Here is a 14,496-nt window from a genome sequence, read left to right as displayed (position 1 = left end):
GCCACGGTGCTTCGAGTGGCCGTACCGAATCGACTCAGGCCGCGCGATGGTCGAAGGGCTGGCGGCGGCCCGCGGTCAGGCCCGAACGGATCGTGCCGCGGATCTCCGCCAAGCCGAGCCCGGCCCGCCGGGCGGCGGCAGTCAGCGTCCACCGGACCCGCGCCTCGTCCAGAAGACCGGCTCCGACCAGGCGCCCGAGGGCGAAGGCGGCCCGGTTCAGGGTGTCGTTGCGGGTGCCGCTGGCGGCGTCGGCGACCCGGGTGGCCTCGGCTTCGAGCGCCGCCTCCGCATAACGGTCCGGGTGGGTCAACGGCTGACGGTCGACCGGCTCCGGTGGCGGGCCCGCGATCAGCTCGACCAGGGGCGGAGGGCTGGCCGGCAGGGTCACCGCGGGCCGCTGGATCCAGCGGTAGACGGCGCCGCTCGCGTGCCGGGACGGCGGGGCCAGCACGTAACCGCCGGAGCCGCGCCAATCCAGCCCGGGAAGCAGCCGCACCCGGTTGCCGAAGCCGGTCGGCCGGAACCACAGGTGGCGGCCGCCCGAACCGGTACGCACCTGCGGACCGGGCGGCACGTCGCCGCCGAGCAGATGGCGCAGCCCATGCCAGCCCTCGGCCGAGTCGACGTCGGCCACATCCATCACCACGCCGGTGCGCAGGCCCACATTGGCCCGTGGCCAGAACGTCCACCACAGCCGGATCTGCAGCGGATCGGTCGACGCCTCGGACAGACCGTGCCGCAGGCGGGGATGTTTGCCGGAACGCTCGCATCGGGCTCCTCTGTCGCAGGAACAGGCACCGGTCAGGTCAGGCGTGTGCACCGGCAGGACGGGAACGCCGTGCCGTGCATACGCCAGGGCAGCTGTCAGCGACATTAGAACAACCGTACGACAATTATCGGCCCTCGGGCAGAGTGCGCAGGACATGTGCGATGTGGTGCGAGGTGCTCCACGCGATCCAGCTGGCCGAGCTGCCGGCGCCCCGGGCGGTGCGGGCCCGCTTCGCGATCTCGGCGTCACCCCAGGAGAACCGGGCCCCGATCGACGGCCACTGCGGTGAGGTCACCAGAGTCCGGCACAGGTCGTGGCATCTGTCGTCGCTGCGGCCGCCCCGCCGCGCCCAGCGGTAGATCCACCACTCCTTCTCGGTGGTGTACCGCAGAGTCGGAAGTTGCCGGTGATGCTGAACCCCGCGGCGTCGGACCGGGGACGTGACGCCGTAGTCGGCATAACCCAGGCTCGGGTCGCCGAGTCGCTCCCAGAGCCCCGCGTCGAGCCGGCCCAGCGGCACCGGCCGGTCGGTCGGCAGGTCGTCCAGGTTCGGCGGCATCGCGCCGGAGGCCACGCTCACCGAACGCCACGGCGCGCCCCGGGCCCAGCGCAGCACCCGGCGGGCCCGGTCCTCCACCTCGGCGGCGTGTGCCAGGCAGGCCGTCTCGGCCAGGTCGATCAACAGATCGATCTCGCCGGGATCGAGGGCGGCGGCGCGCAGCAGACGCTCCGTGACGGCGTCCGCCTGGGTCGGACTGCCGGCATCCGCGTGCGGCCGCAGGCGTAGCACGGCGCCCTGCCGGTGCAATCGCGCGGCCCGGCCGTGCTCGGCCAGGCGCAGACTGCTCTCGTGCGGCCGCATCACCGGGACCATGACCAGGCCGACCCCGGTCAGCCGCTCGGCGAGTGGCTCCGGCCCGGCGGCCTGCTCCGGCACCTCGCCGAAGTCGACGGCTAAGGCGCGGACACGTGGTCGTAGCTCGCGGACCAGCGGAAAGACGACGCCGTCCGGCTCCAGCTCCACAATGGGTACGACCCGATCGGCCTCCTCCGCCGACAGGTGTGCCAGGGCGGTGAACTCACCCCGGCGGGGCCGCAGGATCGGGTGATACACCCGGTCGCGCTTCATTCGCCAACGGTACCGTCACGGACGGTATAGATGGGCGAGCATCGATTGATTAGCCTCCCATCCGTCCGGAAATTTCACGGGAACATTCAGGTGCACCGGCTCGGTCGACGGGTGCGCGTCGAGCAACTCGGCTATGCCGGCTCGGGCCACCACCACACACGAGTGCCGGTGCCGTGACGTCAGCACGCAGAGACGCCCCGACTCCAGGTGGAAGGCGGTCGCGTCACGCCGGCCGGAGAGCGGGTGCAGGACCACCGTCAAGTCGTACTCCCGGCCCTGCAACCTGTTTGCCGTGTCCACGGTGACCTCGGCCGCCTCCGCTGGCAACAACGAACGGATCACCGCGACCTGGTCGCGGTGGGCGGCTCCGACGGCGATCCGGTCCGGCGTCAGCCGGCCGGTCCCGGACTCCGAGGACGCGACGCCCTCCCTGGTCAAGGCCCGTGCGGCGAGCGTCGCGCAGGCGGCGGCGGCTTCCGCGTCGGTACGCACGGTGAAGCGCTCGGCCAACTCGTGCAACCCCCACCCGGTCGCGGCCGCGGAATCCAGCACCGCGTCGAACGCGTCCCGCGCGGGCTGCTCGAAGGCGAGTGTGCGATCACCCGGCCCGGTCCCCGAACGGAACCCGGTGAACGGGTAGAACGCCTGCGCGACGACCGGCGCCGCCGACGCGGGCAGGCGCCACGACACCGGCAGGCGATGCACCGGCAGCTCCGGATTGTGCCGCAGCAACACTGCCACCGCGCTCTGCATCGGATCCCAGGACAGGCCGATCCACCGCTCCACCTCCACGGTGGAGAACGGGTCGAGCTGACCCGGATCGCCGACGAACAGGGCGCGGGCGAACCGTGGCGCGACACGCAGAAGAGCATCGGACCGCATCTGATACGCCTCGTCGACGATCGCCCACGGCCAGGTGCCCTCGGTGACCGTGGCCCACTTGGCCGCCGTGCCGATGGTGACCGGTGGTGACCCCAGATCGGCGACCTTTGCCGCCACCCGGCACCCTGGATGCGCCCGGACCCGTGGCGTCGGCTCGTAGTCGACAGCCGACAACCGACCCACCCGTAGCTCCGGTGAGCGGGCCCCGAGACGCTCGATCAGGTCGTCCACCTGCTCGTTGGTCTGCGCGACGATCATCAGTGGCTCGCCGGTGGCGGCCAGCTCCCCGGCCGCCCGCACCACGAGCGTCGACTTGCCGGCGCCGGGTGGGGAGTCGACCACCACCCCGCGGTGATCACCCTCGGTGAGATCGCGCAGGACCGCGGCGATGACTGTCGCGGCCTCCTCGGCCGGGCTGACGAGCGTGTTCGAACCCATTCCGGCACGGTAGCGCCCGCCTCCGACAGAACCGGTAGCCTCCCCGGATCATGGGCGAGGGTGAATGGGAGTGGCCGGCCGCGGAGCTGACCGCGCTGCGTCTGGGGCGGCGGCTCGGCGTACGGGTGCCGGCCTCCCGCCCACATCGGTGGTCGTTCGTGCACATCGTTCCGGAGGCGTCCGGTTTCGTCGTCGCGCACTGGGAGTTCGAAGCCGACCACCTGGAAGGTCACGATCACGATCTGCAAGCGATACTGCTCCGGCAAGCGGCCGCTGCCGATCCGGCTGAACTGCTCGCTGTGCTGCGTGAATGGGACCTGCCGCCGGGCCTCTTCCGGTCGTCGTGGGACACCGTCGGGTCGCACGGAGAGTAGTTATCCACAGGCCTTCCCCAAGGTGCGGGCAATCTCGCTACCGTTCGCCGCGAAGTCATCACGGTGAATGAGGAGGCGGAATGCTGGACGGACGGAACCTCGGTTTCGGCGGCTTCATCGGGCGCGACCCGGGCGAGGGCGGTCGGTTGATCGACGAGTGGCGCGACCCGGGTGAGGTCGGTGATGTCGGTGACCGGGTCGGCCCGGATCGGCCTGATCCGGCGCACCGGCGACTCGACGAGGCCGTTTCCGACCTCTCGGATGCGCGGGAGGGTTGACGCGATGTCCACTCAGGAGCACGTCTACTTTCATTCGGGGCACAGTGCGGCCGAGTTCGCCGCGGAGATCGGGCCGGCGGTCGGTATGACGGTGATTCGCGGCGGGCGCGGTGAGACCTTCCTGTCCCGGCCGCTGCCGGACGGCGGCGCGGTCGGCGGCGAGCTGCGCGCCAACGAGATGGCGGATCCCGGCGAGCCGTCGTTTCTCGACGTGTTCCCGCTGGTCCTCGACCTGGGGATCACTATCGGTGACCGAGGGCGGCAGCTGGCCGAGGCCCGGGCGCTCTTCACTGAATTGGCCGGGGTGTCGTCGGTGCCGGTGGCGCTGGTGCGCGGTTACGACTTCCTGCTCGGCGCCGCGGCCGGGACCAAGCGGCTGGTCTGGTTTCCGGAGAACGTCACTCCGTATGTCGAGGATCGCGAGACGTGGCTGCCATTTCAACCGGCCGCCCATCACTAATTGGCGGCGCGCCAAATAGGGTGGCCGGAATCGATCCGCCGCACTTTTGATGGTTGTCGCAAATCTACCGCAGGCTGGGTTTGAAGTCGGTTGTCGAGGTTAGCCGGAGATGAAAGCCGTGAAGGTTGCCAATCGCCTACAGGCGAAGGTTCCGATAAGTCGGACTTCAGGAGTAGTCGTGCTCTTGGCTCGGAGAGCGTTTACCCGCCCACCTCGGCATCTCCGGCGGTGATCTGACGGGTATCTGACACTTGACGGATGTCCCTTGCGGGTCAGGGGCGCCGAGGAGCACCCTCGGCGGCGTTCACGTGAAAACGGACGCGTGTACTGCAATTCATTTCAGCTCTCTCATCGGGTAGTGGGCTATCTCGATCTTGCTGCAGTGGTCGGACGATTCGCTGGTGGCGAGGTATTTGATCACGCGGTGTGAGCGATTGTTTGCGTGCGCGTCACCACTTGGAAATATCTCCCGTGTTGAATATCGGTTACTGGCGAATAGCGAAACAGGCATGCAAGTTGCGCCTGTGGTCCGCCGCGCAAGTTGCATGTTTGGCGTCTCGCCGACCCGCCGCTCCATCGTTGTGGCCAAGCGCTGATCGACATGTTCGATTTCATTCATGCTCGTTGTTGTGATCTCGTTCTTCCCTCTTCCAGTCGATCAATGAAAGTGCAACTCTTCTAGCCAGCAGTGACGTCGGCATCACGGACGGTGGTGGTGGGGAATGCGTCCAGACGTTCTCGTCGGTCCGAGTGAATGGCTGATCGAGCAGTTCGGCGACAAGGTCGCGGACGAACTATGGACCCGGGTGCCAGAGGCCCTGAGCACGGCGATCGACCGTGAGGTTCACGCTCATCCAGCCATGACCCAGACCATGGAGCGTGTGCTGGCGAATCCTCGATGGCCTCTGCCTTATGAGGAACTGGTCCTCTTTCTGGGGACCTTGCCCGGCGCGGAGATCATCAGCGTGCCGCGTTCGGTCTACCAGTTGGTTCTGATCAATGGTCACGTCGTGGTGCCCTGGTGCTACGGCCAGTCCGCCCGGCTCTCGATGCGCGACGCCGAGGTGGGCCGTTCGTTCGGCCGTCTAGCCCGCGAGTTGCTGCGCCGGTTCGGGCCGCCTTGGCGCCGGTCGCCGGTCGAGGCGCCGTTGCCGCTGGACGCGGTCGACGAGCGGGAGGTGGCCAAGATCTGCGCGGCCATCGCCCGGATCGCGCCGCAGCCGGAGGTCGTCATCGCCGGCTATGCGGGCGCCCCCAACCTGGGTCTGCTCCGAGCCTGCCTCGGCGAAATCAAGTCCACCGACAACGGCACGCTGAGCTGGAGCCACCTCGATGACCTGCCGCTCCCGCCGCCGGTGATCCCACGCCCGCGGCGGATGCAGTTCCCCTGACCGGCCCGCGGCGCACGTGCCGCCCTGAGCATTCCGGCCGGGCAGCCGTCGCCCCGACCATTCCGGCCCGGCAGCCGCCGGACCGACCGACCCGCTCAGCGGAAGGCGGGCCAGCCGCCAGCCCGCCCAACGCGAACCGGACCGGCCATCAGGCCGGTCCGGTTCAACGTGTAGGGCGGGGCGGGCCGCTGGTCGCCGTCGCCCACGGGAGCGTGGGTGGGGCAGCGCGTCTGGTTGCCGTTCCCATGGGAGGGGGCCGGCGCCCGGTTGCCGGGGCGGAATCAGGGGAGTGCGTGCGGACAGCCGCCGTGACCTGGGGGAAGGCGGTGTGGGGCGGGCGAAGGATCACCACGACCCCTTGGGAAGCAGGATCGTTCTCAGAAGAGCCTTCCGCGAAGGTGCACCGTTGGGCCGATGTTGCGGTCTTCCCGCGCCTCGATGGAAACGCCGCAAGGTTCCCGCGGGGTTAGCGGTGACCCTCGACTGGGGTGGGGGCCAGGTAGGCGGTGGAGAACGGTTCGCGGCGGGCCCGCATGTCGGCGTAGGCGGTCACCAGCAGCGGCGTCAGAAGGATGCCGATGACCAGGCCCGCGACGGTGTTGAGGAGGGCCGCCCCGACCGTCGCGGCGGAGCCGCCGATCACGGCCTGGCCGACGGCGCCGATCACCGCCGACACGATGATGCCGGCGAGGTTCAGACCGAACATGGTGGCCACCCGTGAGACGGACGTGCCCAGATCGGCGTGGAAGAGGGTGAAGGCGCGGCCGATGCCGGACCCACGTTCCAGGGTGACGATCACGGGCAGGACCATCAGTGCGGCCGCGACATAGAGGATCGGCAGGAAGCAGGCCAGGAAGGCGCCGGCATAGACGAACCCGGCGAGCAGCCCCCAGCCGATGACCGCGGGCGCCCGGCGGATACCGACCCGGAAGGCGACCGGAATGCTCACCGGCCGTCCGGTGGCGGCCAGCACGACCAGCTGAAGGCTGACCGTCACGGCGACCGCCGAGATCAGGCTTGCGACCACACTCACCCCGACGAGTTGAAGTGCGGCCCGCAGGTATTCGGTCATGTCGGGCAGCGCCCGGCCCGGGACGAGACCGAGGGCGGCGGTCTCCTCGTTGAACCGGAGGGTGGCCGGCAGAACCAGTGCGGTCGTCGGCACGGCGGCGATCAGGTGGACGGTCAGCACCTGCCGCCAGGTCTGCCGGGCGAGGGCGACTCCGCGCCGCCACCAGCCCTCGTAGTCGGGGCTGACCAGCGGGTCGGCCGGTGTCGGGTAGTACGCCGGCGGGAGCGAAGGCGGCTGCCCGGGCCAGTAATGCCCGTTACCGTCCCGCTCCGCCCAACCTTGATTCACGTGCTTCCTCAGGACCGTAGTTGCAAGATCAGCGGCGACACCTTAGCGGTTCCGGAAGCCCCCGCGCCGCCCCGGAACATGGGGCGCTTTCAAGCCCTACACTCCGGAGATGGCCGACCAGCGGGAATCGCCGACCACGATCCGTGAGAGGGCCGTGGCGGTCGCTGATTACCTGCTCGCGGTGCGGGCACAGATGGAGCGGCCGGCCCGGACCGTGCCGTCCGACGCGCATTGGCTGCACTCTCTTCCCCAGCATCCGGACTGCCAGACCGGCCCGGCCGGCGACGACGCCTCGTGGCTACGGGTGGGCCGCCCGGAGATGCCCGGTCCGGCGCCGGTGCCGGCGGCACTGCGGCGTCGGTTGCGCGGTGAGGTGACGGCCGCCGAGGAGCCGCGGCTCGACGAGGCCGGTGACGACTTCGAGACCTGGCGCGACGAGGTGTGGCGACCGTGGTCGCTGGCCACCGCCGCCACCGAGCAGACCCGTGAGCTGCATCGTCGGCTCTTCGACCGGATGCATCAGCTGGACATGGCGGGCGCCACCACCGAGCTGGTCTGGGGGCACGGTGTCCTGGAGACCGTGATCGACGGCACGCGGGTCCGCTATCCGCTGGTGGCGACACCGGTCCTGATCGAGTATGACGCGGACCGCGCCCTGGTCACGGTCTCCCCGGCGGGCTCGTCCCGGCTGCAGACCGAGGCGCTCGCCGGTCTGGACCACAGGCATCTGGCGCAGCTCTCCGCGCTGACCGGCCCGGGTGGCGCGGTCGAGGTCGATCTGTGGGACGACACGGATCGCCGGGAGCTGTTCGAGCGAGCGCTGACCCGTCTGGGTTTCGACCGCGCGGTGGTCGGCGCGACGGACGAGAAGCCGTCGGCCGAGGCGTTCATCCGGGACGTGGCGGTCCTCTTCGCCCGTCCGCGGCAGCGGCAGCTCCGCGGCTTCCTGGAGAACATGCGGAACGGCCTGACCAGCGGGACCGGTGAGGGCCGGGTGGGTGCGCTGGCCGCCGTGGTGGCGCACGAGCCGAGCCGCCTGCTGATGCCCGAGGACACCCCGGAGACCTGGGAGCGGGTGGGGGAGCGGCTGCTCATGCCGCTGCCGACGAACGAGGCACAGGAGTCGATCGCCCGCCGCCTGGCGCATCACCGCAACGTCGCGGTGCAGGGCCCGCCGGGCACCGGCAAGACGCACACGATCCGCAACCTGATCTGTCACCTGATGGCGAACGGCAAGCGGGTCCTGGTGGTGGCGCAGAAGGAGGAGCCACTCCGGGTGCTGCGGGACGGTCTGCCGGAGGAGGTGCAGCCGCTCTGTCTCGCCGTGCTCGGCCGGACCACCGATCAGCTGGTGCAGTTGCAGCTGGCGGCGCGCGAGCTGTCCGACCGGGCGGCGACACTCGACAAACCCGCCGAGGAGCGCCGGGTGAACCGGCTGACCGGCAACCTCGAGGAGGCGGAACGGGAGCTGGCCGCCGCGATGGCGGGGCTGCGACTGATCGCCGAGAGCGAGGCTCAGACGTACCAGATCGGTGGGGTTGCTCTTCTTCCCGCCGAGGTCGGCGGCTGGCTGCGGGAGCGGGCCGTCGCGCACGGTGGCATCCCGGACCCGATCTCGGGTCCGGCGCCGCTGACCATCGAAGAGTTCGCCACGCTGCTGAAACTCGCCGCCCGGCTGTCGCCGGAGGACAGGGCGGCCGCGATGCGGCCACTTCCCGAGATCTCCGACCTTCCGGACACCGAGGCGGCGTCGGCGGCGCGGGAGAAGATGGCTCGGACCGAGGCGAGCCTGTCCCGGTTGGCGGACGAGGGCGTCGACATGGCGGCGGTACGGGCTGAGGGCCGCGCCGGGATGACCGATCTGCTGACCGAGGTGCGGGAGGCCGTGGCGTGGCTGCGGCGGCGCGAGGGCACCTGGACCGACCGGCTGGGCCGGCTGCTCGACGACGCGCACTGGCGCACTCTCTGGAACGACCAGGTGGTCGCCACCGAGAACCTGTTCGCTGAGCTGGCCACCCTCACCAGGGAGGTGTCCGGGCACCGGATCACCATGCCGGAACCGATCCTGGCCGAACCGAAACTGCTGTTCACCAGGCTGACCGAGATCCGTCAGCGGTTCGAGGCCGGCCGCGGCCTGAACCGGCTGCTGCAGCCTGGTCTGTACCGGCTGGCCGACGAGGTGCGAGTGGACGGTGAGCCGCTGCGCACGGTCGCCGACATAGAGGTCGCACAGAAGGCGGTACGCCGTTCGCAGGCCCGTCAACGGCTGGGCGAGGCGTGGTTCGAGTGGGTGCAGCGGCTGGCGATCCCGGAGCCCGAGGGCGGTTGGGGCGATCCGGAGATCTGGGCCGGTGGCCTGCTCTCCGACGCGAAGCAGTCCCTCGACTTCGACCTGAACCGGTGGCCGCCGCTGGCCCGGCGGATCACGGTGCTGATGCCGCAGCGCGAGCTGTCGGTGGACGCGACCCGACTGTCCGGGGTGGCCGAGGTGCTGGAGACCCTGGCCGAGGTGTTCACCATGGAACGGACGGTGGCCCGGGACCGGGCGGTCGCCGATCGGGTGGCCGCCTGGCCGCACCTGGCCGAGGCGTGGAAGACACTGGACGGCTGGGACTCCGCGATCGCCGAGGTGCGACGGCTGGTGCTGTTGCAGCCGGACGTGATGCGGTTCGACGCCGCGTACCGCAGGCTGGCGGTGGCCGCGCCGGAGTGGGCCGCGCAGATCGGTGGCGGGGAGCATCCGGTGGTGTCCGGCCAGGCGTGCCTGGAGGCCTGGGAGTGGCGGCGCGCGCAGACCTGGTTCGACGGTGTGGTCGGTGACGTCGATCCGGCCGTGCTGGCCCGGCGGGTGGAGCGGGCCCGTGACCGGATTCGACGGCTGACCAGCGAACTCGTGGTGGCGTCGGCGTGGCTGGAGGTGTCCCGGGCGCTCGACGACAGGCGTCGGGCGGCGCTCGCCGACTGGACCACGGCACTGCGCAAGATCGGTAAGGGGACCGGGCGGAGCGCGGCGACCTGGCAGGCGCACGCCCAGCGGGCGATGGAGTCGGCGGTCACCGCGGTGCCGGTCTGGGTCATGTCGGTGGACCGGGCGATCGAGCAGTTCGCCGGTGGTGCCCGATTCGACGTGGTGATCGTCGACGAGGCGTCGCAGGCCGACCTGTTCGCGTTGCCGGTGCTGTCGTTGGCCGAGCGGGCCGTGGTGGTCGGCGACGACCAGCAGATCGGCCCGCAGCTCGGGTTCGTCGGCTCGGTCGAGGGCCTGATCAAACGGCACCTGACCGGGGTGCCGTCGGCCGAGCACTTCGACCCGGAGTCGTCGCTCTACGACCACGCGGTCCGCCGGTCGCCGGAGCGGATCCTGCTGACCGAGCACTTCCGCTCGGTTCCGCAGATCATCGAGTTCTCGTCACGTAACTACTACGACGGCAAGATCCGGCCGTTGCGGGCGGACCGACCGGCGCTGCCACCGATCCAGACCGTGCACTGCGCGGAGGGGGTGCGGCAGCCGATCGCGGGGTACGGCGACGTGAACGTGGAGGAGGCCACCGCCCTGGTCGAGCGGGTCACCAAGATCGTCGCGGATCCTCGGTACGACGGGCGCACGCTCGGCGTGATCAGCTTGTTGAGCAGCAGCGGCCAGGCCGGCTACCTGCTGGAGCAGCTGCACGAGGCGATCGGTGAGGACGAGATCCAGGCGCGGCGGCTGCGGGTCGGCGACGCGTACACGTTCCAGGGCGACGAGCGCGACGTGGTGTTGGTGTCGATGGTGGTGTCCGAGAAGGATCCACGGATCGCGGCGTTCACCAAGCGCGACTATCACCGGCGGATCAACGTGGCGGCGTCCCGGGCCCGCGACCAGCTCTGGATCTTCCACTCGGTCCGGCCGGGTGCTCTTCTCGCCGACGATGCCAGGGCGCGACTTCTGTCGTACGCCATCGATCTGCCCTCGGAGGCCGCGGCGGCCGATCCCTCCGCGCACTGCGAGAGCGACTTCGAGCGTGAGGTTTTGAAGTTGCTGGTGGGTCGGGGTTTCCGGCCGATTCCGCAGTTCCGGATCGGCGCCTATCGGATTGATTTCGTGCTGAATGCGCCGGATGGCCGGCGGCTCGCGATCGAGTGCGACGGCGACGCCTATCAGGGGCCGGAGCAGTGGGAGAGCGACATGCGCCGGCAGTCCGTGCTGGAGCGCGTGGGTAACTGTGTGTTCGTGCGGATCCGGGGCAGCGTCTTCGCCCGGGAGCCGGAGGTGGCGATGCGGCCGGTCTGGCAGCGCGTCGGTGAGCTGGAGATCACTCCGGTCTGATGCTCACGCAGAGCGCATCGATGACAGCGCTGGGTGCATGTGGACGGTGGGATCCGGGTAGGGAAATGCGGAAGGTTTCAGAACAGATACTGATTGTGACTGTCTGTCATGGAGTTACCGAGGGTATTTCGACGTAAATGTAAGGGAACGAGGTCATCCATTCGGTTGTTTCGTTACTCTGGATGGGCGATAATTCCCTGCTCCTGGCCTTGCTTGCGGATTCGGTAAAAGTTTGACGCTCGTGTCCACTGTTACTACGGCCCGGTGACAGGTCGTAATAGGTAAGGGGTCCTGGGTGACAGGGGGAGCGGCCGTGTGCAAGGGGGGAGGTGGCGTTATATGACGGTGCCCGAAGAACGGGAGCGTTGGACTCCCGCGCCGCCGCATGCCCTCCCGGAGCCCCGGCAGCCGGCTGACGAACGGCCGGCCTGGTTCACGTACACCGCCGCCGGAGATCAGATCGTCTGGTCGCCGGCCTTCGCCGCGATGGTCGGCCGGGTCCCCGCCGAGAAGGGCAAGACCAGGCAGATACTGGCCCGGCATGTGCACCGCGACGACCATGCCAAGGCGCTCGGCGCGATCACCGAGGCCTGGACCAGCCAGACCGTCGTGCACACCACGGTCCGGCTGATGCGTTCCGACGGCGGCTGGTTCGACGTCGACTGCACCATCGAGCCGATGGCCGGTCCGGAGGGTGCGGTCCGCGGCATCCGGGGCACGGTCCGCGACGTCTCGGCCCGCGAGCGGGCCCGCCGCGAGTCGGCCCGTCTGACCCGGCGCGGTGAGACCGTGCAGGCCTCCCTGGTCGAGCCGGACCCGGCGACCGGACTGTTGATCCGTGCCCGGTTCGCCGACGAGATCGACCGCGCGTTGCGCGGCGCGGGCGGCGCCCTGCTGGTGGTCCGGGTCCAGTCCGGGGACAACGCCGAGGGGGTACGCCCGGACCACAACGCCGAACTGCTGCATCAGGCCGCCCGGCTGGTGGAGGAGAAGGCCCGCCCGGAACACCTGATCGGTCGGGTCGGCCCGAACGAGATAGGTGTCCTGTTCGCGCGGACCACCTGGCGCGCCGCCCGCGAGCAGGCGCGCGACCTGGTCGCCGCGCTCGGCGAGCAGTCGCACTGCTGGGGTGGCCTGGTCCGGTTCGAGCGGGACGCCGAGGCCGGCAGCCACGGCCTGCTGATCGACGCCGAGCAGGCGTGGCGGCAGTCGCGGGAGGCGGAACGGTCGATCACCCTGGTCGCGCACCCGGTGCCGGTCCGCGATCGACAGGGCTCGTACCGCAGCCGGGTCGCCGACGCGCTCGGCACCGACCGGTTCACCCTCTACTCCCAGCCGATCCTGGAACTCCAGACCAACCGGGTGACCCGCCACGAGCTGCTGCTGCGGGTGCTCGACGAGGCCGACGGCCCGCAGTCACCGATCCAGGTGCTGGACACCGCCGAGCGGCTCGACGCGATCTTCGACATCGACCTGTGGGTGGTCGAGCGGGCCATGCGCCTGGCCGCCGAGCAGCCCGGTCTCTGCCTCCAGGTGAACCTCTCCGGCCGCTCGGTCGGCGATCCGCGGCTCACCAACGAGGTGGAGAAGCTGCTGGAGCGCTACCGGGTCGACCCGCCGCAGCTGACCTTCGAGATCACCGAGACGGCGCTGATCGGCAACCTGAGCGAGGCCCGCCGGTTCGCCGACCGGGTGCGTGACCTCGGCTGCGGGCTGGCGCTCGACGACTTCGGCTCCGGGTACGCGTCGTTCCGGTACCTGCGGCTCTTCCCGATCGACCTGGTCAAGATCGACGGGGAGTATGTGGTGGACCTCGTCGACAATCCACAGGACCAGGTTCTGGTACGGGCACTCGTGCAGGTCTGCCAGGCGTACGGCATCCACACCGTCGCCGAGTTCGTGCAGGACGAGGCCACCCTGCGGATGCTGCGTGAGCTCGGTGTCGACTACGTCCAGGGCTATCTGATCGGCCGGCCGTCCCCGGTCGTCCCGGGCGGGTTGCGCGAACTCTGACCTGGGTAACGAGCAGTGCCATGGAGCACTTCACGATCGCCACCGTCGCTGAGCAGAGCCCCGACTTCCGCCGCGTGCTCTGGACCGGAAAGCACACCCAGCTCGTCATCATGACCGTCCCGCCGGGCGGCGAGATCGGCGAGGAGGTCCACGAGGTGGACCAGATCCTGACCTTCGTGAGCGGTGTCGGCAAGGCCGTGATCAGCGGCGAGACCCGCAAGGTCGCCCAGGGCGACCTGGTGGTGGTGCCGGCCGGCCGCAAGCACAACTTCCTCAACGAGGGGCCGAATCCGCTGGTCCTCTACACCGTCTACGGCCCGCCGGAGCACGCCGACGGTGCGGTGCACAAGACGAAGGAGGAGGCCGACGCTCTCGAAGAGGCCGGCAAGGACGAACCGCCCACCGAGTGAGTGATTAGGTCACGACGCCGGAACCGGCCGAGGCCCCCCAGCCAGCCGGTTCCGGCGCCGTGTTCAGGGGTTAAAGTCCCCGGACAGCCTACCTGCCCAGGTTCACGGAAGTCGATCGAATCGAAGGCCCATCCGTGACGCCTTGGCTGGATCTCACCTGTCCGGTCACTACCGTAACCGTCGATCGCCACTAACCTGCCAGGATGGATGACCCGCGCTGGTTGACCGACGAGCAGCAGCACGCCTGGCGGCAGGTGGTCGAAGTGCTCGTCCGGGTCCCCGCCGCGCTGGAGGCTCAACTGCAGCGTGACGCCGGGCTGACCCACATGGGCTACCTGGTGCTGATGACCCTCTCCGAGCGCCCGGATCGCCGGCTGGCCATGAGCAGGCTGGCCAAACGGGCCAGCGCCTCACTCTCCCGGCTCTCCCACGTGGTGGCCCGTCTGGAGGAGAAGGGCTGGGTGCGCCGCGAACGGGACGCCGAGGACGGCAGGGTCCAGATCGCCGTGCTCACCGACGCCGGTTGGGTGAAAGTCACCGAGTCGGCGCCCGGCCACGCCGAGGCGGTCCAGCAGCTGATCTTCGACCGGCTGACCACCGCGCAGGTCAGGCAGCTGACCAAGCTCGCCGAGTCACTGCTGGAGACCCCGCTGGAGGTGCGATCCCGTCCCGTTTCCCGGTGAGAT

At 69.9% G+C, this 14,496-nt stretch carries 13 protein-coding genes; 8 read left to right on the top strand and 5 right to left on the bottom strand.

The features are described 5' to 3' along the window. Nucleotides 1–34 precede the first annotated feature (34 nt). The 3 genes from Q0Z83_RS39050 to Q0Z83_RS39040 are packed head-to-tail and all read right to left on the bottom strand — an operon-like array spanning nt 35 to nt 3,218. Nucleotides 35–874, bottom strand: a complete 840-nt coding sequence (locus Q0Z83_RS39050) for a bifunctional DNA primase/polymerase (RefSeq protein WP_317788373.1) — start codon at nt 872–874, stop codon at nt 35–37. Between the two features lie 19 nt (nt 875–893). After that, nucleotides 894–1,898 carry a beta family protein gene (locus Q0Z83_RS39045; protein WP_317788372.1) on the bottom strand — a complete coding sequence of 335 codons (1,005 nt, stop codon included), beginning with the start codon at nt 1,896–1,898 and terminating at the stop codon, nt 894–896. 15 nt (nt 1,899–1,913) lie between these two features. Then, on the bottom strand, nt 1,914–3,218 hold the full coding sequence (locus tag Q0Z83_RS39040; protein ID WP_317788371.1) for an AAA family ATPase: 1,305 nt from the start codon (nt 3,216–3,218) through the stop codon (nt 1,914–1,916). A gap of 50 nt (nt 3,219–3,268) precedes the next feature. Here Q0Z83_RS39040 and Q0Z83_RS39035 point away from each other — a divergent pair, with 50 nt between their 5' ends. From Q0Z83_RS39035 to Q0Z83_RS39025, 3 genes are all read left to right on the top strand, one after another. Beyond that, nucleotides 3,269–3,592 carry a hypothetical protein gene (locus tag Q0Z83_RS39035; protein ID WP_317788370.1) on the top strand — a complete coding sequence of 108 codons (324 nt, stop codon included), beginning with the start codon at nt 3,269–3,271 and terminating at the stop codon, nt 3,590–3,592. An 80-nt stretch (nt 3,593–3,672) separates the two neighbouring features. Next, a complete protein-coding gene (locus tag Q0Z83_RS39030) occupies nt 3,673–3,870 on the top strand; it encodes a hypothetical protein (RefSeq protein WP_317788369.1) in 198 nt (65 codons plus the stop codon). Nucleotides 3,871–3,874: 4 nt separating this feature from the next. Next, complete coding sequence (locus Q0Z83_RS39025) at nt 3,875–4,330, top strand: hypothetical protein (RefSeq protein WP_317788368.1); 456 nt, start codon at nt 3,875–3,877, stop codon at nt 4,328–4,330. 334 nt (nt 4,331–4,664) lie between these two features. Here the strand turns inward: Q0Z83_RS39025 and Q0Z83_RS39020 are convergent, their stop codons facing one another. Further along, entirely contained in the window at nt 4,665–4,949 is a 285-nt protein-coding gene (locus Q0Z83_RS39020) for a hypothetical protein (RefSeq protein ID WP_317788366.1), read from the bottom strand. Between the two features lie 103 nt (nt 4,950–5,052). Between Q0Z83_RS39020 and Q0Z83_RS39015 the strand changes: the two genes are divergently transcribed. Then, nucleotides 5,053–5,721 carry a hypothetical protein gene (locus Q0Z83_RS39015; RefSeq protein WP_317788365.1) on the top strand — a complete coding sequence of 223 codons (669 nt, stop codon included), beginning with the start codon at nt 5,053–5,055 and terminating at the stop codon, nt 5,719–5,721. Between the two features lie 466 nt (nt 5,722–6,187). Here the strand turns inward: Q0Z83_RS39015 and Q0Z83_RS39010 are convergent, their stop codons facing one another. Continuing rightward, nucleotides 6,188–7,081 carry a hypothetical protein gene (locus Q0Z83_RS39010; RefSeq protein WP_317788364.1) on the bottom strand — a complete coding sequence of 298 codons (894 nt, stop codon included), beginning with the start codon at nt 7,079–7,081 and terminating at the stop codon, nt 6,188–6,190. A gap of 109 nt (nt 7,082–7,190) precedes the next feature. Between Q0Z83_RS39010 and Q0Z83_RS39005 the strand changes: the two genes are divergently transcribed. The 4 genes from Q0Z83_RS39005 (at nt 7,191) to Q0Z83_RS38990 (ending at nt 14,493) form a co-directional block, all read left to right on the top strand. Then, a complete protein-coding gene (locus Q0Z83_RS39005) occupies nt 7,191–11,387 on the top strand; it encodes an AAA domain-containing protein (RefSeq protein ID WP_317788362.1) in 4,197 nt (1,398 codons plus the stop codon). A 339-nt stretch (nt 11,388–11,726) separates the two neighbouring features. Next, nucleotides 11,727–13,400 carry an EAL domain-containing protein gene (locus Q0Z83_RS39000; RefSeq protein WP_317788361.1) on the top strand — a complete coding sequence of 558 codons (1,674 nt, stop codon included), beginning with the start codon at nt 11,727–11,729 and terminating at the stop codon, nt 13,398–13,400. Between the two features lie 20 nt (nt 13,401–13,420). Continuing rightward, nucleotides 13,421–13,810, top strand: coding sequence for a cupin domain-containing protein (locus tag Q0Z83_RS38995; protein WP_106315246.1), 390 nt, complete (start codon nt 13,421–13,423; stop codon nt 13,808–13,810). A 203-nt stretch (nt 13,811–14,013) separates the two neighbouring features. Beyond that, nucleotides 14,014–14,493, top strand: a complete 480-nt coding sequence (locus tag Q0Z83_RS38990; RefSeq protein ID WP_317788360.1) for a MarR family winged helix-turn-helix transcriptional regulator — start codon at nt 14,014–14,016, stop codon at nt 14,491–14,493. Nucleotides 14,494–14,496 lie beyond the last annotated feature (3 nt).

The organism is Actinoplanes sichuanensis (assembly GCF_033097365.1).
In the GTDB taxonomy this organism is placed as follows: Bacteria; Actinomycetota; Actinomycetes; order Mycobacteriales; family Micromonosporaceae; genus Actinoplanes; species Actinoplanes sichuanensis.
This window is presented reverse-complemented; position numbering and strand designations above follow the sequence as displayed.

Coding starts and splice junctions, on each gene's coding strand:
- Q0Z83_RS39050 (WP_317788373.1), bottom strand. CDS start 874: ATGTCGCTGACAGCTGCCCTGGCGTATGCACGGCACGGCGTTCCCGTC.
- Q0Z83_RS39045 (WP_317788372.1), bottom strand. CDS start 1,898: ATGAAGCGCGACCGGGTGTATCACCCGATCCTGCGGCCCCGCCGGGGT.
- Q0Z83_RS39040 (WP_317788371.1), bottom strand. CDS start 3,218: ATGGGTTCGAACACGCTCGTCAGCCCGGCCGAGGAGGCCGCGACAGTC.
- Q0Z83_RS39035 (WP_317788370.1), top strand. CDS start 3,269: ATGGGCGAGGGTGAATGGGAGTGGCCGGCCGCGGAGCTGACCGCGCTG.
- Q0Z83_RS39030 (WP_317788369.1), top strand. CDS start 3,673: ATGCTGGACGGACGGAACCTCGGTTTCGGCGGCTTCATCGGGCGCGAC.
- Q0Z83_RS39025 (WP_317788368.1), top strand. CDS start 3,875: ATGTCCACTCAGGAGCACGTCTACTTTCATTCGGGGCACAGTGCGGCC.
- Q0Z83_RS39020 (WP_317788366.1), bottom strand. CDS start 4,949: ATGAATGAAATCGAACATGTCGATCAGCGCTTGGCCACAACGATGGAG.
- Q0Z83_RS39015 (WP_317788365.1), top strand. CDS start 5,053: ATGCGTCCAGACGTTCTCGTCGGTCCGAGTGAATGGCTGATCGAGCAG.
- Q0Z83_RS39005 (WP_317788362.1), top strand. CDS start 7,191: ATGGCCGACCAGCGGGAATCGCCGACCACGATCCGTGAGAGGGCCGTG.
- Q0Z83_RS39000 (WP_317788361.1), top strand. CDS start 11,727: ATGACGGTGCCCGAAGAACGGGAGCGTTGGACTCCCGCGCCGCCGCAT.
- Q0Z83_RS38995 (WP_106315246.1), top strand. CDS start 13,421: ATGGAGCACTTCACGATCGCCACCGTCGCTGAGCAGAGCCCCGACTTC.
- Q0Z83_RS38990 (WP_317788360.1), top strand. CDS start 14,014: ATGGATGACCCGCGCTGGTTGACCGACGAGCAGCAGCACGCCTGGCGG.